Annotated in this window: 17 protein-coding genes; 8 read left to right on the top strand and 9 right to left on the bottom strand. The window is 72.8% G+C overall.

Translation table 11 applies throughout. The annotated features are described in order from the left end of the window. The first annotated feature begins 57 nt into the window (after positions 1-57). Positions 58-1,581 carry a class I adenylate-forming enzyme family protein gene (locus ACWD35_RS09820; protein ID WP_451350645.1) on the top strand — a complete coding sequence of 508 codons (1,524 nt, stop codon included), beginning with the start codon at positions 58-60 and terminating at the stop codon, positions 1,579-1,581. Here the strand turns inward: ACWD35_RS09820 and ACWD35_RS09815 are convergent. Continuing rightward, a complete protein-coding gene (locus ACWD35_RS09815; RefSeq protein ID WP_451350644.1) occupies positions 1,565-2,077 on the bottom strand; it encodes an EF-hand domain-containing protein in 513 nt (170 codons plus the stop codon). The two genes, ACWD35_RS09820 and ACWD35_RS09815, sit on opposite strands and share 17 nt — an antisense overlap. Before the next feature lie 158 nt (positions 2,078-2,235). Beyond that, positions 2,236-2,628: an STAS domain-containing protein gene (locus tag ACWD35_RS09810; RefSeq protein WP_451350643.1), complete on the bottom strand. Its 393-nt coding sequence runs from the start codon at positions 2,626-2,628 to the stop codon at positions 2,236-2,238. A gap of 344 nt (positions 2,629-2,972) precedes the next feature. On the opposite strand from ACWD35_RS09810, the gene ACWD35_RS09805 reads away from it, so the two are divergent. Together ACWD35_RS09805 and ACWD35_RS09800 are read left to right on the top strand one after the other, a co-directional pair. Further along, positions 2,973-3,566, top strand: a complete 594-nt coding sequence (locus ACWD35_RS09805; protein ID WP_451350642.1) for a sigma-70 family RNA polymerase sigma factor — start codon at positions 2,973-2,975, stop codon at positions 3,564-3,566. After that, the gene (locus tag ACWD35_RS09800; RefSeq protein ID WP_451350641.1) at positions 3,563-4,849 is read left to right on the top strand and encodes a zf-HC2 domain-containing protein; all 1,287 of its coding nucleotides are present in this window, start codon (positions 3,563-3,565) and stop codon (positions 4,847-4,849) included. The genes ACWD35_RS09805 and ACWD35_RS09800 overlap by 4 nt, the downstream gene beginning before the upstream one ends. 25 nt (positions 4,850-4,874) lie before the next feature. Here ACWD35_RS09800 and purU read toward each other — a convergent pair whose 3' ends face one another. Further along, the gene (gene purU / locus ACWD35_RS09795; RefSeq protein WP_451350640.1) at positions 4,875-5,756 is read right to left on the bottom strand and encodes a formyltetrahydrofolate deformylase; all 882 of its coding nucleotides are present in this window, start codon (positions 5,754-5,756) and stop codon (positions 4,875-4,877) included. Between the two features lie 96 nt (positions 5,757-5,852). After that, complete coding sequence (locus ACWD35_RS09790) at positions 5,853-6,353, bottom strand: SCO4402 family protein (protein ID WP_451350639.1); 501 nt, start codon at positions 6,351-6,353, stop codon at positions 5,853-5,855. 117 nt (positions 6,354-6,470) lie between these two features. Here ACWD35_RS09790 and ACWD35_RS09785 point away from each other — a divergent pair, with 117 nt between their 5' ends. Continuing rightward, positions 6,471-7,796 (top strand): ABC transporter substrate-binding protein, encoded by a 1,326-nt coding sequence (locus ACWD35_RS09785; RefSeq protein ID WP_451350638.1) that lies wholly within the window; start codon positions 6,471-6,473, stop codon positions 7,794-7,796. Between the two features lie 53 nt (positions 7,797-7,849). Here the strand turns inward: ACWD35_RS09785 and ACWD35_RS09780 are convergent, their stop codons facing one another. Both ACWD35_RS09780 and ACWD35_RS09775 read right to left on the bottom strand, forming a co-directional pair. Continuing rightward, positions 7,850-9,634, bottom strand: coding sequence for a hypothetical protein (locus ACWD35_RS09780; RefSeq protein ID WP_451350637.1), 1,785 nt, complete (start codon positions 9,632-9,634; stop codon positions 7,850-7,852). A gap of 257 nt (positions 9,635-9,891) precedes the next feature. Continuing rightward, positions 9,892-11,274 (bottom strand): transcriptional regulator, encoded by a 1,383-nt coding sequence (locus ACWD35_RS09775; protein ID WP_451350636.1) that lies wholly within the window; start codon positions 11,272-11,274, stop codon positions 9,892-9,894. A 301-nt stretch (positions 11,275-11,575) separates the two neighbouring features. Here ACWD35_RS09775 and ACWD35_RS09770 point away from each other — a divergent pair, with 301 nt between their 5' ends. From ACWD35_RS09770 to ACWD35_RS09760, 3 genes are read left to right on the top strand one after another with little or no spacing between them, the layout of a single operon-like run. Continuing rightward, complete coding sequence (locus tag ACWD35_RS09770; RefSeq protein WP_451350635.1) at positions 11,576-12,241, top strand: bifunctional DNA primase/polymerase; 666 nt, start codon at positions 11,576-11,578, stop codon at positions 12,239-12,241. A 55-nt stretch (positions 12,242-12,296) separates the two neighbouring features. Next, complete coding sequence (locus ACWD35_RS09765; protein WP_451350634.1) at positions 12,297-13,073, top strand: ABC transporter ATP-binding protein; 777 nt, start codon at positions 12,297-12,299, stop codon at positions 13,071-13,073. Next, on the top strand, positions 13,070-14,656 hold the full coding sequence (locus tag ACWD35_RS09760; RefSeq protein WP_451350633.1) for a transporter: 1,587 nt from the start codon (positions 13,070-13,072) through the stop codon (positions 14,654-14,656). The genes ACWD35_RS09765 and ACWD35_RS09760 overlap by 4 nt, the downstream gene beginning before the upstream one ends. Positions 14,657-14,722: 66 nt before the next feature. Here ACWD35_RS09760 and ACWD35_RS09755 read toward each other — a convergent pair whose 3' ends face one another. Together ACWD35_RS09755 and ACWD35_RS09750 are read right to left on the bottom strand one after the other, a co-directional pair. Then, the gene (locus ACWD35_RS09755; protein WP_451350632.1) at positions 14,723-15,610 is read right to left on the bottom strand and encodes an alpha/beta fold hydrolase; all 888 of its coding nucleotides are present in this window, start codon (positions 15,608-15,610) and stop codon (positions 14,723-14,725) included. 295 nt (positions 15,611-15,905) lie between these two features. Further along, positions 15,906-16,598, bottom strand: a complete 693-nt coding sequence (locus tag ACWD35_RS09750) for a metal-dependent transcriptional regulator (RefSeq protein ID WP_451350631.1) — start codon at positions 16,596-16,598, stop codon at positions 15,906-15,908. A 244-nt stretch (positions 16,599-16,842) separates the two neighbouring features. Between ACWD35_RS09750 and ACWD35_RS09745 the strand changes: the two genes are divergently transcribed. Next, positions 16,843-17,598 carry an SIS domain-containing protein gene (locus ACWD35_RS09745; RefSeq protein WP_451350630.1) on the top strand — a complete coding sequence of 252 codons (756 nt, stop codon included), beginning with the start codon at positions 16,843-16,845 and terminating at the stop codon, positions 17,596-17,598. 17 nt (positions 17,599-17,615) lie between these two features. On the opposite strand, the gene ACWD35_RS09740 is transcribed toward ACWD35_RS09745, so the two are convergent. After that, complete coding sequence (locus ACWD35_RS09740) at positions 17,616-19,037, bottom strand: PAS domain-containing protein (RefSeq protein WP_451350811.1); 1,422 nt, start codon at positions 19,035-19,037, stop codon at positions 17,616-17,618. Positions 19,038-19,132 lie beyond the last annotated feature (95 nt).

The raw sequence follows: 19,132 nt of genomic DNA, 5'->3' as shown, positions 1-19,132 counted from the left end.
GATGACCCGTCAGATAGCATGTCACCTGACGAGTCGTCAGCCAAGCAGGGGGCATACGTGAACGAGACCCCGCACTCCCTGAGTTCCTCCCGCACGCTGTGGGACCTGGTCGTACGCCGCGCCGGCCTCACCCCCGACCGCCCCGTCCTCCTGCAGGGCGAGCGCCGGCTGACCTTCGGCGAACTGCGCGAGCGGTCCGAGCGGGTCGCGGCGGGCCTGTACGACATGGGCGTCCGTCCCGGCACGGTGGTGGCCTGGCAGCTGCCCACCCGCATCGAGACGGCCCTGCTCTCCTTCGCCCTGGCCCGCCTGGGCGCCGTACAGTCCCCGGTCATCCCCTTCTACCGGGACCGCGAGGTCGGCTTCGCGCTGCGCGAGTCCAAGGCCGAGTTCTTCGCCGTACCGGGCGTGTGGCGCGGCCACGACCACACGGAGATGGCCCGGCGGCTGGGCGCGAAGGGGGTCTTCGAGGCGTACGACAGCCTCCCCGACGGCGACCCGTCCGCCCTTCCCGCTCCCCCCGCCGAGGGCACCTCGGTGCGCTGGATCTACTGGACCTCGGGGACGACCTCCGACCCCAAGGGCGTCCTGCACACGGACCGTTCCCTGATCGCGGGCGGCTCCTGCCTGGCGCACGCCCTGCGCCTGACCCCCGACGACGTCGGCTCCATGGCCTTCCCCTACGCCCACATAGCGGGCCCCGACTACACGGTGATGCTCCTGCTCTACGGCTTCCCGGCCGTGATGTTCGAGCACTTCGCGCTGCCGGACGCGCTGGCGGAGTACCGGCGGCACGGGGTGACGGTGGCGGGCGGCTCCACGGCCTTCTACTCGATGTTCCTGGCCGAGCAGCGCAAGCAGCCGGGCGAGAAGGTGATCCCCACCCTGCGCCTCCTCGCCGGCGGGGGCGCGCCCAAGCCGCCCGAGGTCTATCACTGCGTGGTCCGCGAGATGAGGGTTCAGCTCACCCACGGATATGGCATGACAGAGGTGCCGATGATCACCATGGGCGACCCGGAGGACACCCCCGAAAACCTCGCGACGACCGAGGGCCGCCCCCCTCAGGGCATGGAGATCCGCGTCGTCGAAGGCGAGGTACGGCTCCGCGGCGAGGCCGTCTGCCAGGGCTACCTGAACCCCCGTCAGACGGCCGCGGCCTTCGACGAGGACGGCTTCCTGCGCACCGGCGACCTCGGCCGGGTGACCGACTCGGGCCACCTGATCCTCACCGGCCGCCTCAAGGACGTGATCATCCGCAAGGGGGAGAACATCTCCGCGAAGGAGATCGAGGACCTGCTCGCCGCGCATCCGGCGGTGGCGGACGTGGCGGTGATCGGCCTGCCGGACGCGGAGAGAGGGGAGCTGGTCTGCGCGGTGGTGGAACAGCCGCCGGGCGCCGATGAGTTGACGCTGCCGGAGGCCGTCTCCTACCTCCGCGCGGAAGGGCTGTCCGTTCACAAGCTCCCGGAACGCCTGGAGGTGGTGGACGCCCTGCCGCGCAACGACACCCTGCGGAAGGTGCTCAAGTACAAGCTGCGGGAGCGCTTTTCGGGGCCTGCCCCTTCTATTCGGAGACCGTGAAGTACCGCGCGAACGCCGGGACGATGTCTGACTCGCCGATCCTGCCGTCGCCGTCGGTGTCGAGTGCCGCGGCGACCATGCGGGCGGTCTGCTCGGGGACATGGAGGACGCGGAGGACGCGGGCCGTGTCGTCGACCGTGGGGTGGCCGCCGGCGTCGGGGTCCGCCACCGCCAGGGCCGCGTGGAGGAAGGGGCGGGCGATCTCGGCGAAGCGCTCGGGGTTGTCGCGCAGGCGCTTGACCGCGCCGGAGACGAACTCCTGGCGGGTGATGCGCTGATCACCGTCCCGGTCCGCGATCCCCGCCATGCCCTGCCAGAACGCCTCCGCACCGGCGTACAGCGCCTGCCCCTTGTCGGACCGGGCTGTCACGGCGAACTCGGCGAGCAGCGCCTTGGCCGCCGCATTGAAGTCCTCGCGGTCGATCCAGCCGTTGCCGTCCTGGTCGAAGGTGGCGAACCGGGCTGCGATCCTGCGCTCGTACTCGGTGCTGACCATGTCTGTTCGGGCCGCCTTACGTGTGCGTGGGTACACCTGGCACGGAGCGTACGACGGAGAGGGCGGGCGAATGGCGGGAAAACCGCGCTTGTGCCAAGACCGGGGGAATTCTGCGACAACTGTGTGGTCGTGTCGCAAGGACAGCGGGTGTCCGGCGGTCAGGCCGAGAGTGGACCCGCCTCGTCCGTCGCCTCGTCCGCCGTCGCGGACTCGACGTCGGCGCGGACGTCGAACAGGCGGCGCACGCCGAGCGCGCCGAGCACCCGGTTGACGTGCGAGCCGTCGTCCGCGCCCCGGTCCGGCAGGATCAGCCGCAGCCGCCCCTGGCAGGAGCGGATCAGTCTGCGGGCTGCGACGAGGACGCCGACCCCGCTGGAGTCGCAGAAGAAGACCTCCGAGAGATCCAGGACGAGGCTGTGGTGACCCTCGGCCACCACGTCGTGCACCCGTTGGCGCAGGACCGGCGACGTCATCAGGTCCAGCTCTCCCGACACCATGAGCACGGCCCAGTCGCCGTGTTCCCCGCCGGTCACCTTGAAAGCCACAGCCATGCCCCTCCGCTCGCCGGATGTCCGGAACCGCCCAGAAACGGAAGCAGTTCCTACGCTTCTTTCCGCGCGGCTGCCCAGCGGCCGTTCCCTGAAACGTAGGGCGACAAACCGGGGGCGATCGGCAAGGAACTTGTTCAAGTCACTATCGATCCGCTTCGATCAGTATTCGATCAGGCTTTGACCCCTGTCGCGTGAAGGATGTGTGAAGAGGGCACTATCACCTGCGGCGCAACAGGGGGCGCACATTGACACAAAGGGGCGTGCGCTGTCAGACGTGCCGACTACATTCGAGATGACGGTGCAGAGAGGCTGAACGGGCCGGACACGGGCGAGGGGAGGACCGCATGGCCGACAAGGACGTACCGCCCCGCTGGGACCGCAAGATGCAGCAGCGGCTCACCCGCGGTGAGGCCGCCGCCCTCGGCGAGCTGTACGACCGGTACGCCTCTCTCGTGCACAGCCTCGCCCACCGCGTCCTCGGCGACGAGCAGGGCGCCGACAGCGTCACCCGCGAGGTCTTCGCGCACCTCTGGGAACACCCCGAGACCTACAACGCCAAGCAGGGCCCGCTGCGCTCCTGGATCGCCGACGTGACCCACCGGCTGGCCGTGCAGCGGCTGCGCGACAGCGAGACCGCCGCGCTGCCCGTGAGCGGGAGCGGGGCCGACGGCGATCGGGAGAGCGCCGCGCGGGAGCTGGAGGGCAAGGTGCGCCGCGCCTCGGTCGCCGCCCGCGCCGACTACATCGTCCACTCCATGCCCGCCCCGCTGCGCGCCGCCCTGGAGCTGGCCTACTTCCAGCGCCGCGACTACCGCCAGACCGCCGTCGACCTCGGCGTCACCGAGGACGAGGCCCGCCGCCGGCTCCGCCTCGGCCTGCAACTGCTGTCCACCGCCCACGACGCGGGGGCACCTCCGGGGTTCGGGGGTGCGGTGTGAGCGTGTCCGAGGAGTCCGGCGGTGCCGAGCCGCACCGGCCGGCGCGCATCCCGCTGCCCCGCGCCTCCGTCGAGGACAGCGGGCTGCCGCTGCCCGACCTCGCCGACCTGGGGGAACCCGCGCCCGTGCCGCTCGACCTGTCGCACGACGTCCTGAAGTCGCTCCTCGGCGCCTGGGCGCTGGCCGCCTGCTCCGCCGCCGAGACCGCGGCCGTCGAGGAGCACCTCGGCACCTGCGGAGCCTGCGCGGAGGAGGCGCTGCGGCTGCGCGCGGCGGTCGGCCTGCTGCACCAGCCGGAGAGCCTCGACCTGGATCCGGCGCTGCGCAACCGCGTCCTGGAGAGCTGCCTGGACCGCCGGCCGCCGCGCATCCCGGTGCCCGCGTGGGCGGCGGCGTACGACTCCGAGACCGCGCGGCTGGACGCACTGCTGCAGGACTTCGGGGAGGCCGAGTGGCACGCGCCGGTGCGGCTGCGGTGGTTCGAGGCGGGCGCGGCGATGAGCCGTCGTACCACCGTGGCCGGGGTGATCGCGCACCTGCTGGCGGTGGACGGGCTGGTCGCGACGGCGCTCGGCCTGACCGACCCGCTGGCCGGGGTCCCGGAGGTCGCCGAAGCCGCCGAGGCCGCGGAGGCCGCGGAGCGGGGACCGCTGGGGCCCGCCGCGCGCACCGAGGCGTACTGGCGGGCCGGCCGCTTCCCGCCGACCCGGTCGGTGCGGGAGACCTGGCGGGAGCAGAGCCACGCCCTCGTGCGGACGGTGTCCTTCACCGGCGGCAGCACGGGCGGACTCACGGTGCCGTACGGCGACTTCACGCTGCCGCTGCACGACGCGATGCTGGACCGCGCCTTCGAGTGCTGGGCGCACGCGGAGGACATCGCGGAGGCGGTGGACTACCCGTACGAGCCGCCCGCACCGCGCCATCTGGGCAAGATGATCGACCTGGCGGCCGGCATGCTCCCGGCGGCGCTCGCCGAGCGGCGCCGGGCGGGGCTGTCCGCGCCCGGCCGGACCCCGCACCTGGTCCCGGCGGGCGCGCCGGGGCGCAGCCTGCGCCTGGAGATCGAGGGCGCGGCGGGCGGCCAGTGGCTGATCCCGCTGGACTCACCCGCCGCGGTGGGCTCCGCCGAGTTCGAGGTGGCCCATGTCGCCCTGGACGGCGCGGAGTTCTGCCGGCTGGCCGCGGGGCACGTCTCGCCGGAGGAGGCCGCGGCGGGGCAGGACGGGGACCGGGAGGCGATCAGGGAGGTGCTGGCCGCGGCGGCGTCCCTCAGCAGGATGTAGGCGCCGCCGAAGCCGGCCCAGGGGCTCAGGCGAACACGACCGTCCGGCGGCCGTTGAGCAGGATCCTGCGTTCCGCGTGCCACTTCACCGCCCGCGCCAGCGCCTGGCACTCCACGTCGCGGCCCACGGCGACCAGTTGGTCCGGGGTGGCGTCGTGGCCCACGCGCTCGACCTCCTGCTCGATGATCGGGCCCTCGTCCAGGTCGGCCGTCACATAGTGCGCCGTCGCGCCGATCAGCTTGACGCCCCTCGCGTGCGCCTGGTGGTACGGCTTGGCGCCCTTGAAGCTCGGCAGGAAGGAGTGGTGGATGTTGATGATCCGGCCGCTCAGCTCCTTGCACAGGTCGTCCGAGAGGACCTGCATGTAGCGGGCGAGGACGACCAGTTCGACGTCCTCCTCGCGCACCAGGTCCAGGAGCCGCGCCTCGGCCTCGGCCTTGGTGTCCTTCGTCACCGGGATGTGGTGGAAGGGGATGTTGTAGGAGCCCACCAGCTCGGCGAAGTCGGTGTGGTTCGACACCACTGCCGCGATCTCCACCGGGAGGGCGCCGATCCGGGCGCGGAACAGCAGGTCGTTCAGGCAGTGGCCGAACTTGCTGACCATCAGGACGATGCGCATCTTCTCGTCGGCCCGGTTGATCTGCCAGTCCATGCGGAAGGAGTCACCGATCGCCGCGAAGCTCGCCCGCAGCTTGTCCACCGTCAGCGGCGCCTCCGCCGAGAAGTGGACCCGCATGAAGAACAGACCCGTGTCGTGGTCGCCGAACTGCTGGCTGTCCTCGATGTTGCAGCCCGTCATGAACAGGTAGCTGGACACCGCGTGCACGATGCCCTTCTTGTCCGGGCAGGAGATCGTGAGGACGTACTGGTCGGCCGGGGCGGCGGCCGGGGCGGGCTGCTCGTTCATGCACCACAGGGTCTCACGCCTGACCCGCCCGAGCCGTTCCCGTCCGCCACGCGGACTTACGCCGACCTACGCGGGTCTGCGCGGACCTACGCGGGTCTAGGCGGACCGCGTGAGTATTCGCAGCACCTCGAGGCTCTGTGGCCGCGCTTCCGGATCGTCCCCGTCGCTCACCGCCATGCGCACATGGGCGTCCCGCGCGGCCCGCACCGCCTCCGGCCACCCCTGGTGGTCGAGGTAGGCGGCGACCGGCGCGTCCGGGCCGACCTGGTGCATGATCCGCAGCACCCGCAGCACGGCGGTGTCGACGAGCGCGGCCTCCTGGGAGTCCCGGAAGATCGTGCCGACGTATTTCTCCGCCGACCAGCTGTCCAGCCAGGTGTCCTCCACCAGCCGGTACACCGCGTCCGTGACGTCACCGAAGCCGTCGGCGCCGGCCAGCCAGACGTCCCGCTGGAACGCGGGGTCGGAGAGCATGTGCAGCGCGGAGCGCACGTTGCTGCGCCAGCGCCACCACGGCATGTCGTTCAGTGGCATGCCGCCCATGGTGGAGGAGCGACGGCCGCGACGGGAAGAGTTCTCCGAACCTTGCACGGTCATCGATCGTACGTTCCCCGTCCCACCAGCCTCACCTGCCCCTGCAATTCACCTGGATGTCACCTTCTGTTGCCCAAGGGTCACTCCCGGGTTAGTGGTGTGAGGGAATCGTGCGTGTTCATGACCGGCAGGCGACGCACCCGCAGCACCTTCTTCCCCGCTCTCCCTCGGACCACCCGCAAAACCGCTCTGTCCGTGAGCGCGGTGGCCCTGTCTGCGTCGCTCGCCGCCGGATGCGGGGTCATCCCCGGTGCCACGGGGGGCTCCGGGGATGACCCGATCAAGGTGATGACCTGGGCTCCCCACGAAACCGACGCGACCAACAAGCCGGGCATGCCCAAGATGGCCCGCGCCTACGCGAAGTGGATCAACTCGCACGGCGGCATCCACGGCCGCAAGCTCCAGGTCCTGACCTGCAACGACCACAACGACAGCGTGGGCGCCTCGAAGTGCGCCCGGTGGGCGGCCGACGAGAACGTGGTCGCCGTCGTCGGCTCCTACAGCCAGTTCGGCGACTCCTTCCTCGCCCCGCTGGAGAGCGCCGGCATCCCCTACATCGGCGGCTACGGCGTCACCAAGGACGAGTTCACCGGCAGCATGTCGTATCCGGTCAACGGCGGCCAGCCCGTCCTGCTGGCCGGTCTCGGCAGGGCCCTCGCCGCCACCTGCGGCCCGGTCGCCCTGGTCCGCCCCGACAGCATCGCGGGCGACGAGCTGCCCATGCTGCTCGACTCGGGGCTGAAGGCCGGCGGACACCCGGCGGCCGACGACGAGCTGGCCGCCGAGGACGCCACCGAGTACGGCGACCAGGCGCAGAAGGCGCTCACCTACGCGTCCGGGAACCCGGCGCGCAGGGGGTGCGTGGTGCCCGCGCTCGGGGACCGCACCGACACCTTCATGGACTCCTTCCGGCGCGACCGCCAGAACTTCCCGAAGGTGCGCACGGCGACCTCGATCGGCAGCGTCGACCAGACGGTGATCAACGCGACGGGCGGGGCGGACGGACCGTACGAGGGCTCGTACATCACCAGCTGGTACCCGCCGGCCTCGAACCCCCTCTGGGACGCGATGAAGAAGGTCATCAACGAGGAGGCCTTCGGCGACAACGACATCGACCCCGCCGACGCCGGAGTGCAGACCACCTGGATCGCCTACACCGTGCTGAAGGCCGTCCTGGAGAAGATCGGCGACGGCGAGGTGAGCGCCGAGAGTGTCCGGAACACGCTCGACGACGGCCTCAGGGTCTCCACCGGCGGCCTCACCCCCACGCTGAGCTGGCCCCACGAGGGCAAACTCGCCGAGGTCGGCTTCCCACGGCTGGTCAACGCCGATGTGACCCTCCAGGTGGTCCAGGACGGCCGGCTGGCCGCGGCCCACACCGGCATCGGCGGGAGCACCGGCCGCGTCGACGTGACGGGGACGCTGGCGAACGCCGACATCAGCTGACGCCCGCGCCTCCCGCGCCCGCGGCCCCCCGTTCACGCGTAACGCGTCAGGCATCACAGCTGGGTCGGCTGGCGCACGGTCAGGCCGTACTTCTTGGCGATCACGTTCCACAGCGCCGCCGCCTTCAGCTTCTGCTCGCTGGCGACACCGCTCTCCCGGTCTCCGGCCTTGCGCTCGCTGGTGTAGCGGGGGTGGCCGTGGCGGCAGCCGTGGTGTCTGCCCGCCTGGTCCGCCCATGCCGCGTAGTGGCTGTCGGCCGACGCGGAGGCCTGCCAGGCCTTGGTGAGGGCGGCCGTCAGCTCCGCACTGGCGGGCAGCTTGTCGACGGACAGCTTGCCCAGGCTGGTGACCAGCCCGTTGCGCTGCTTGGCCGCGTCGCGCAGGTTGGAGGCGGAGTCGTCGAGGTTGTCGCACTGCTTGACGTCGGCCACCGACTTGATCACCGAGGCGCGGCTGCTGCCGCTGTCGCTGAGCAGCTGGTCCAGGGCGACCGCCTGCTGCCGGGCGGGGTCGGCGGCGGGCGAGGCGGAGTTCTGGGCCGGGGTCGACGCGGCGACGTTCTTGTCGTCGGGGACCTTGTCGCCGCCGCCACCGCCACCGCCGCTGAGCAGCGCGCCGGCGCCGATGCCGACGACCGCGATGCCGACGCCTATGGCGGCGATCACCGGCACGCGTGAACCGCTGCGTCCTCCCTCGCGCCGGTCGTGGTCATCGTCGTCGTAGCGCGAGTTGTAGGACTCACGGGGCGAGATGTACGGCGGCTGGGCCGGGCCCGGGTAGGCGCCGGCCTCGACGCGCGGCAGCTGCTGCGTGGAGCCGGCCGGGCTGTCGCCGCCGGCGGGCCCGCTGCGGAAGAGGTTCTCGAAGCCGGCGGGCGGCTGCGGGTCCCCGCCGTACGGCGGGATGAGCTGGGTGGCGTCCGCGGCGGAGGCGGGCGCCTGCTGCTGCGGCTGCTGCTGCGGGGTGAGCCCCAGGAACTGCGTCCGGTCCGCGCCGGCCTCGGGCGGCAGCGCACCCGCCGTCACCGGCGGGATGTACTGCGTGGCCCCCTCGTCGGCGGGCGCCGCGGGGACCGGCGGGATGTACTGCGTGGCGCCGTCGGCCGCGGCGGCCTGCGCGGGCGGCAGGTACGGGGCCGCGCCCTCGTGGGCGCGGGCCGCCGCCGGGACCGGCGGGATGTACTGGGTGGCGCCGTCGGCCGCCGGGGGCAGCGGGGCGTTCTGCGCCGGGTAGCCGTCCGGCTGGGCGGGCGGCAGGGGCGCGTCGTACTGCTGCTGGTGCTGGGCGTCGTACGGCTGCTGGTGCTGCTGGTGCTGGTACGGCGCCGGGTCGGGGGCGCCGTACGCGGGCTGCTGACCGGCCCCGTACGCCGGGTCGTGACCGTGGGAGCCGTAGGCCGGGCCGTGACCGCTCGCACCGTAGGCCGGGTCCTGGCCGCCCGCGCCGTACGCCTGACCAGGGCCGCCGGAGCCGTACGTCTGTCCCGAGCCGTCGGAGCCGTACGCCGGAGCCTGGCCGCCGGAGCCGTACGCCTGGCCGCCGTACGTCGGAGCCGGTGCGCCCTCCGGGGGCAGCGGGCCGGGGCCGGTGGCGGACGGGGGCTGCTGGTCGGTGCCCCAGTGGCGGCCCTCGGCCGGGGGCCAGCCCTGGCCGGGCTGGGGTGCCTGCTCGCCGGGGCCCCAGGAGCCGCCCCAGGCCTGTCCGCCGGGCGGCGCGGTGGAGGCGGCGGGTGCGCCGGTCATGCCCGGCAGCACGGGCTCGCCTCCGTCCGAGGGCAGCACGATGCCTTCGTGCGCGGGCTGCGCCGAGGGCTCCTCGCCCTGTCCACTCTGCGTCACCGGGACTCCTACGTATGGGGGACTTCGGAATCGTCGGCTCACGCTACCGGGTCCCCCGAGCCGGGTGCCACGCAGCCGGGGGCGCGATCTTGTTCCCTGTGACGGCGGTAACAAAACCGCCCCGCCGCACGCTGTTTACGGTTGCCGTACGGCATCCGCCTCCCATCCGGATGCCGTTTTCCGGGTGTTCACGTGATCTTGGAGTCCGCGTTCCGGTGATCTCGAGGCCGGTGGTCGGGCGGCCTCGAGGCCGGCGGTCAGGCGACCTGGAGGTCGAGGCGGGCGCCGAACTCCCGCACCACCGCCTCGTCCCGGAACGGCTCCAGCCGCTGCTGGAGATCGTCCAGGTACTCGGCGCCCCGGTTGGAGCGGAGCGTCTCCAGCAGCTCCACCGCCTTCAGGCCCGTGTGGCAGGCCTGTTCGATCTCCCGCTGCTGCACCTGGGCCGTGGCGAGCAGCACATAGCCGATGGCGCGGCGCCGCGCCCGGCCCTCGGGGTGCCCGGCCAGCGACTGCCCGGCGTACCGGGCCGCCGCCTCGGGCTGCCCGAGGTCGCGGTGGCAGTGCGCCAACTCGTCGGCCAGATAGGCCTCGTCGAAGTGCGCGATCCACACCGGGTCGTCGCCGGAGGCCGCGTCCGCAGCCTCCATCGCCGTGAGCGCGCGCCCGGAGGCCGCCTGCGCGGCCCGTACGTCGCCGAGCAGGGCGTGCCCGCGCGCCTCGGCCGCGTGGAACATCGCCTCCGCGCGCGGAGTCACCCGCCCCCGCGCACCCTCCTGGGCCGCCCGCGCCAACTGCGAGATCTCCCGCGGGTTTCCGAGCTGCGCGGCGAGGTGGCTCATGGAGGCGGCGAGGACGTAGCCGCCGTAACCGCGGTCACCGGCGGCCTGCGCGAGGCGCAGCGACTGGATGTAGTACCGCTGGGCGAGGCCCGGTTGCCCGGTGTCCACCGCCATGTACCCGGCGAGTTCGGTCAACCGGGCGACGGCGGCGAAGAGTTCACGGCCGACGGCCTCCCGGTACGAGCCCGCGAGCAGCCCGGAGACGACGCTGTTGAGGTAGTGCACGACCACCGGCCGCACATGCCCACTGCCGAACCGGTGGTCGAGGTCGACGAGCGCCTGGGTCATGGACCGTACGGCCGCCACGTCGGCCTGGCCCACGCGCGGCCCCGCCTGCCGGGCGACCGCGGCGTCCGGCGCCGAGATCAGCCAGTCGCGGCTGGGCTCGACCAGCGCGGAGGCGGCGACGGAGGAGCCGGAGAGGAAGTCCCGCCGGCCCACGTCGCTGCGCCACAGCTCACAGACCTGCTCGATGGCCCCCAGCACCGTCGGCGAGAACTGGAGACCGACGCCCGAGGCGAGGTTCTTGCCGTTGGCCATGCCGATCTCGTCGATCGTGACCGTACGGCCGAGTTTGCGCCCCAGCGCCTCCGCGATGATCGCCGGGGCCCGGCCGCGCGGTTGCTGCCCGCGCAGCCAGCGGGCCACGGACGTCTTGTCGTAGCGCAGGTCGAGACCGTGCTCGGCGCCGCACATGTTGACCCGCCGGGCCAGCCCGGCATTCGAGCACCCCGCTTCCTGGATGAGTGCCTGCAGCCGTTCGTTCGGCTGCCTCGCAACGAGAGGCCTTGCGGCCATGTGTTACCCCCTGCGAACCCCTGGAGCGTAAAGATCCGGCCGGGTTGATCCGGTCGGGAAGATCCGGTCGGACGATCACTGCCCAGCTGACATACCGTCAATGCGTGACATGTGCGGTTTGCCGGGGTAACGGCTGCTGCCGTCCCCCTTCCTGGCTACCCAGCCGACGCCCCGCCCCCTCCTGCGCGCCCCCACCCGTGCACCCATGCGCCCCGGCTGCCGAATCGATGCTCCTCCCCCGCGCGCGCGAGACGCGGGACCCGGGCCGTAACCCGAGGTGGGTGCGGGAGTTGAGAGGAGCGTGGAAGACACCATCGCGGGCGCCGAAAACACTCAGATTGCCGGTCAGATTCCCCAGCAACGCGGGGAATCGCTGCTGGAGACCGCCGTACGCTACGCCGAGGACCGGCACTGGGACGTGTTCCCGGGGGCCTGGCTGGAAGCCGTCGACGGGGTGCAGCGCTGCTCGTGCGGCGCCGCGGCCTGCCCGGCACCGGGGGCGCATCCCGCGCGCCCCGACTGGGCGGCCCAGGCGACCGGCAGTGCGACCGTCGCGCGCAGGATGTGGCAGAAGCAGCCGACCGCGTCGATTCTGCTGCCGACGGGACGGACGTTCGACGCGCTGTCCGTCCCGGAGAGCGCCGGGTTTCTGGCGCTGGCCCGGATAGAGCGGATGGAGCTGACCCTCGGGCCGGTGACGCTCACCCCGGACCGGCGGATGTACTTCTTCGTGCTGCCGGGCGCCTCGACGAAGGTTCCCGAGGCGGTACGGAAGCTGGGCTGGTCGTTGGCGTCGCTGGATCTCGCGCCGCTGGGAGAGGGCAGTTACGTAGTCGCGCCGCCGACCCGCTTCGCCTCGCGCGGTGCCGTGCAGTGGGCCTGCCGGCCGACGCCGGCGAATCGGTGGCTGCCGGATGCGGAGGAGTTGATCTCGCCACTTGCCTACGCGTGCGGCAGGGATCGCTGACCTCCCTGGTCACCGGCGCCCCTACAGGGAGTTACCGGCGCCGTAGGCTTCACGCATGACCGATGTCGCAGTTCATGTACGGGGGCTCTGGAAGCAATTCGGGCAGCAGGTTGCTGTCGGCGGGATCGATCTCGATCTGCCGGCCGGCAAGTTCATCGGGCTGGTAGGGCCCAACGGGGCGGGAAAGACGACCACGTTGTCCATGGTGACCGGGCTGTTGCGGCCGGATCAGGGGACCGTCGAGGTCGTCGGGCAGGACGTGTGGCGGGACCCGGTGGCCGTCAAGGCGCGGATCGGCGTGCTTCCCGAGGGGCTGAGGCTGTTCGAGCGGCTGTCGGGGCGGGAGTTGCTCGCTTACTCGGGGCGGCTGCGGGGGCTGCCCGGGGACGAGGTGGACAAGCGGGCCACGCAGTTGCTGGACGTGCTCGACCTCGCCGGGGCGCAGCACAAGCTCGTCGTCGACTACTCGACCGGCATGCGCAAGAAGATCGGGCTCGCCGCGGCGCTGCTCCACAACCCCGAGGTGCTCTTCCTGGACGAGCCGTTCGAAGGGGTCGACCCGGTCTCCGCGCAGACCATCCGGGGCGTCCTGGAGCGCTACACCGCCTCCGGCGCCACCGTCGTCTTCTCCTCCCATGTGATGGAGCTGGTCGAGTCGTTGTGCGACTGGGTGGCCGTGATGGCCGCGGGACGGATCCGCGCCACCGGAACCCTGGCGGAGGTGCGCGGGGCGCATCCCACGCTCCAGGGGGCGTTCCTGGAGCTGGTGGGTGCGAGAGGGCGGGACGCCGGGTCCGATCTGGACTGGCTGGGCGGCGGGGCGGCCCGATGACGAACGTCACCTCCACCGTCGTACGGCTGAAGCTGTCGCTGCTGCGGAACGGGCTCAGGCAGTCGGCGGGCCGGCGAGCCGCGTTCGTCACCTCGGCCGTCGTCGCGCTGATCATCGCGCTGCTGCAACTGCTGGGCCTGCTGGCGCTGCGCGGGCATGCGCACGCCGCGGCCGTCGCCGTGCCGGGTACGGCCGTGCTGGCGCTGGGCTGGGCGGTGATGCCGCTGTTCTTCCCCAGCGGTGACGAGACGCTGGACCCGACCCGGCTGGTCATGCTGCCGCTGCGGCCCCGGCCGCTGGTCCGGGCCCTGCTGGCCGCCTCCCTGGTCGGCATCGGGCCGCTGTTCACGCTGCTGGTGCTGGTGGGATGCGTGGTGTCCGTGGCGCACGGGGCTGCGGGGTACGCCGTCGCGGTCGTCGCCGTCGTGCTCGCGCTGCTGGTCTGCGTGGCGCTCGCGCGGGCCGTCGCCGCCGCCAACGTACAGCTGCTGACCAGCCGGAAGGGCCGCGATCTGGCCGTGCTGAGCGGTCTGGTGATCGCGATCGGGGCGCAGCTGGTCAACTTCGGCCTGCAGCGGCTGGGTTCGGCCGGCCTCGGGCAGCTGGACCCGGTCGCGGATGTGCTGGAGTGGGTGCCCCCGGCCTCGGCGGTGGGCGCGGTGCACGCGGCGAGCGAGGGGTCGTACGGCATGGCCGCCGCCCAACTGGCCCTTTCGGCCGCCGGGTTGGCGGCCCTGGTCGTGGTGTGGGCGCGGAGCCTGACGCAGCTGATGACCGCGCCCGACGGCTCCACGCTCCAGGCCGCCGACGCCGGGGCACAGGACCGTACATCGGCCGGGCTCGGGCGGCTGCTGCCGGACGGGCGCGCGGGTACGGTCATGGAACGCAGCCTGCGCTACATCTGGCGGGACCCGAAGACCAAGGCCGCGTGGGTGACGTCGCTGGCGATCGGCCTGATCATCCCGGTGTTCAACGCGGTGCAGGGCACGGGCTCGGTCTACTTCGCGTGCTTCGCCGCCGGCATGCTCGGCATGCAGATGTACAACCAGTTCGGGCAGGACAGCTCCGCGTTCTGGATGGTGGCCATGACCATCTCCTCCGCGCGGGACGCCTACACCGAACTGCGCGGACGGGCCCTGGCCCTGCTGCTGATCACCTTGCCGTACGCCGCGCTCGTCACGGCGCTCACGACCGCGCTGCTGGGCGGCTGGGACCGGCTCCCGGAGGCGCTCGGGCTGTCCTTCGCGCTGCTCGGAGCGATGCTGGCGACCGGGGCGTGGACCTCGGCCCACTTCCCGTACTCCATCCCGCAGGAGGGCCACAAGAACGTGGTCCCGGGCCAGGCCGGCATCGCCTGGATCTCCATCTTCGGCGGCATGGTGGCGGCGGCCCTGATCAGCTCCCCGGTCATCGCCCTCACCATCTGGCTGCACGTGAGCGCCGGCGGCGCGGACTGGACCTGGCTGCTGCTGCCGGTGGGTGCGGCGTACGGCGCGGGGTTCACGTGGCTGGGGCTGCGGCTCGCGGCCCCGAGGACGGCAGCCCGGCTGCCGGAGATTCTCACGGCTGTGAGCAAGGGGTAGCACCGCCCGTAGCGCCGGCCGTAGCGCCGCCCGTCCGCGGCAGGAACGCTTCCTGGGCCGACGCCGTCAGCCCACCAGGACCCGGTCCAGGAAGGGTTCGATCGCCGACCGCCAGGCGTCCGGCCGGTCGTAGTGGACGAGGTGCCCGGCGTCGGCGACCTCGGCGTAGGCGCCGTGCGGCAGGACGCGGACCATCTCCTGGGCCTCGGCGCGGCCCAGCTCGCCGTCGAGCCCGCGGACGACGAGAGCGGGGCACTGCACCTGGGCCAGCTCCTCCCAGTGGGCGTCGTAGACCCACGTCTCGCGGGAGCGGAGCATCTGGTCGGGTTCGAAGACGGGGCGCCAGCCGTCGGCGGCCTCGTGCATGACCTCGGCGTAGAACGCGCCGCGGGCGGGGTTGGGGCGTTCCAGGCGGGGGTCGTCCTCGCCGAACCACTTGCGGACGTCGGCGAGGGTGGCGAAGGGGGCGGGCCAGGAGCGGAACCAGTCGGCCCACTCGCGCTGCGAGGCGGCGCCGAGCGCGGAGGCACGCATGTCGCAGATGACCAGGCCGCGCACCAGGTCGGGGCGTTTGGCGGCGAGCTGCCAGGCGGTCAGGGCGCCCATCGCGTGGCCGACCAGGACGGCGGGGGCGAGGCCGAGCTGTTCGAGGGCGGCCTCGACGTCGTCGACGTAGGCCTCGCGGGTGTAGGCGGCCTGTGGGGGCTTGTCGCTCTGGCCGTGGCCGCGCTGGTCGAGCGCGACGGCGCGGTGGCGCTCGGCGAGCCAGCGGGCCGTGGGCGCCCAGTGGGAGGCGCGCCCCATCAGCCCGTGGAGTAAGAGCACGCCTGGAGCACCTGGCTCCGGACCCGCCTGGTCCAAGGCGTCCCCCGGATCCGTCTTGGGAGGGTCGGCGAACTCCCAGGCCGCCAGCCGCACCCCGCCCGTTCCCGTCACATCGATACGCCGCGCCATGGGCCTGGCACCCCCCAGCTCCGCCGCCTGCCTCGCACCGGTGTTCTGCCGGTGTCGTACTGCCGCCGCAGATTATCGAATGGCCATTCGAAAAATCTGCCTCTGCGGACAACACCCCTCGTTCGAGTGACACCCCTCAAGGAATGATCGCCGCCGCCAAGGGGATCTTTCTGGCGGGAGGCGGGCCGCTCGGGGAAAAAACGGTCCGAGGGGGACGACCCTGAGAGCTCGGGGCTCCGGGTCAGCACAGGGGAGGACAGGCCCCGGCGCCGCACAGCGCCGGGGCCCTCTCATGTCAGCGCTTGGCCACGAACACGTGCGAGGCGACCTCCGGCTCCAGTTCGGCTGCCTCGCCGCCGCTGCCCACCAGCACCCCGCCGGGCGACTCCGTCACGCTCACCACCGAGCCGGGCTGCACGCCCGCCCGCCGCAGCGTGTACATGAGCTGCGCGTCCGTCTGGATGGGCTCGCCGATCCGGCGGACGACCACGTTCTTGCCCTCGCTGCCCGCGTCCAGCTCGGCCAGCGACACCATGCTCTCGTCCAGGAACGGGTCGGCCCCGTCCTTCTCGCCCAGCTCCTCCAGGCCCGGGATCGGGTTGCCGTACGGCGACTCGGTCGGGTGACGCAGCAGCTCCAGCACGCGCCGCTCCACCGCCTCGCTCATCACGTGCTCCCAGCGGCAGGCCTCCGCGTGCACCTGCTCCCACTCCAGGCCGATCACGTCGACCAGCAGACACTCCGCGAGCCGGTGCTTGCGCATCACGCGGGTGGCCAGCCGGCGGCCCTCCTCGGTCAGTTCCAGATGCCGGTCGCTCGCCACGGCCACGAGTCCGTCGCGCTCCATCCGCGCCACCGTCTGGCTCACCGTCGGCCCGCTCTGGTCGAGCCGCTCCGCGATGCGGGCGCGCATGGGGACGACGCCTTCCTCTTCGAGTTCGAGGATGGTGCGGAGATACATCTCCGTGGTGTCGATCAGTCCGGACATACGTGCCCCTCGATTACCTCTGCCGGAAGCTCGCCCGGCGCGTGCGCTGGCCCTGTCACCAATTCTGCCGTACCGCACTGACAAGCGGGCGGTACCGGGAAAACAGGGGCGGCTGCGGTCTTGACGTGCGCGCCGTATCCGGCTGGTCGCGCCCACGCCGCACGCCGTCACCAGGCCGTATTGACACCGCATTGGTCCAGACCGCAGGGTGATCCGCGACACAGACGCTGCGAAGGGGCACCGCATGAGCGACGGCACGCCTGCCGACCTGTTCTTCGACGCCGCCATCGGCCTGCTGCAACGGGTCCGCGAGGAGGAGGCCGAGGCGATCACCGCGGCCGGCGCCCTGCTCGCCGACACCGTGGCGGCCGGTGGTCGCCTGTTCGCCTTCGGCGCCGGGCACTCCTCCCTGGCCGCCCAGGACGTCGTCTACCGCGCGGGCGGACTCGCCCTCATGAACCTGCTCGCCGTCCCCGGAGTCGTCGGCGTCGACGTCACCCCGGCGACCCTCGGCTCCGCCCTCGAACGCGTCGACGGGCTCGCGAGCGCCGTCCTGGACACCTCCCCGGTCCGCGCCGGAGACGCCCTGGTGATCATCTCCCTGTCCGGGCGCAACGCCCTGCCCGTGGAGATGGCCATGAACGCCCGCGCCCTCGGTGTGAAGGTCATCGGCGTGACATCGGTGGCGTACGCCGCGGAGACGAGGTCCCGGCACGCCTCGGGCACCTTCCTGAAGGACCACTGCGACCTCGTCCTCGACTCGAAGATCGCGGTCGGCGACGCGGAACTCACCCTCGACACCATCCCGGCCCCCTTCGCCCCGGCCTCCACGGTCGTCACCACCGCCCTGATGCAGGCCGTCCTGGCCACCACGGCCGCCGCCCTCGCCGACCGCGGTATCGAACCCCCGCTGCTGCGCTCCGGCAACGTGGACGGCGGCCACGAGTGGAACAGCCGGGTCATGGAGGAGTACGGCGACCGGATCTTCTACCGGCGTTGAGCCCCTGCCGCCTCCCCCTACTGCTTCGCCATCTCCGCCAGATCCAGGGCCGTGGCAATACGGGCCGCCACATCCTCCGCGTAGGCCGCGTCCGCGCGCTCGAAGCGGCTGCGGCCCGCGCCGCGCAGGAAGGTGACCACGCCCACCGTCCGCCCCCGGCTGCGCAGCACCGCACACAGGGCGTGCACGGCGTCGTCGGGCCACTGGCGGGCCAGCGCCCACTCCCGGGCCTGCTCGGCGGGCACCGAACCGGCGTCGGCCCGCACGGTCCCGGCCCGCTCGACGCAGCTCAGCGCCGGGTGCCCCGGCTCGTAGCGCAGCGGCAGCCCGGCCGCGCCCGTGAGCAGGCTGGGGCCCGGCGCTCCGGCGGGCGTGGCGGCGAGCCGTACCAGCCGTACCGGGGCCGTCTCGTCGCCCTCCGCGCGCGGGGTGCCCGCCACGCGGTCGAGCAGGGCGTGGTCGGCGAAGCCGGCGAGGGCGAAGTCCAGGTGGACGGTGGCCGCCTCGGCCGGGTCCTCGCACTCGGCGGCGGCGCGCGCCGCGCGGTGCAGCTGATTGGTGCGGAAGCGCAGCAGCGCCGACTCCTGCTCGCCCTGCTTGGCCTCGGTGACGTCCTGGAAGAGCCAGCCGACCCCGAGCGGCACCGGTTCCTCGGCGAGCGGCGAGGCCAGCCGCACGAACCCGCTGCGCCAGCAGCGCCGCTTCTCGCCCTCGGGCGCGCGCACGGTCACCCACATCTCGGCGGGCGCGGGCGGGGCGCCCTCGGCCAGCACATGGGTGAGGGCGCCCTCCAGCTCCTCCACGCCCTGGGCGAGCAGCTCGCCGAGCGGCCTGCCCAGCGCCGAGGTGCGGCCGGTGCCGAGCGCGCGGGCCGCGTGCGCGTTCACGACGGCGGGCCGCAGGTCGGCGTCGACCAGCACGACACCCCAGGACGCGTCCTCCAGCAGGGCCTCGCTGAGGGCGATGGACCGCTCCAGGTCGATCTGCGCGTGCACCTCGCTGAAGGCGCAGTACACGCCCGCGGGCCTGCCGTCGGGCCCGCGCACCGCGGCCGACTGGGTCCGTACGAGCACCCGGCCGCCGTCCTTGGTGACCAGGGCGAACTCGTGCACCTGTCGGCCCGGGGCGTGCATGGCCGACATCAGCCGCGCCTCGACCTCCGCGGCGTCGGCGCTGCGCACCGCCCACCCGGCGAACCCGGGCCGGCCCACCGCCTCGGCCGCGGTCCAGCCCAGAATGCGCTCGGCCTCCCGGTTCCAGTGGGTGACGACCCCTTCGGCGTCGAAGGCGCACAGGGCCGCGTCCATGCCGTCGAGCAGCGCGGCGAGCAGATCCGAGCCACCGGACTCCTCCGGACCGTGCGGGTCCGCGGGGCCGCGCGGCTCGGGCTCGTCCGGCCCCAGCTCATCGGTGGTCCCACTCCGCCGGGATGCGCTCACCTGGACCCCCTGGAGGCTGCGTCGGCGCTCATACGTCGTACGACGTACGACGCTCGGTTCGCTCACTGGCCTTCATTCAACTCGAACGTGACGCA

The sequence above is a fragment of the Streptomyces sp. NPDC002671 genome, from assembly GCF_053592475.1.
The sequence above is the reverse complement of the archived record's forward strand: the minus strand, read 5'-3'. Positions and strand labels throughout refer to the sequence as shown.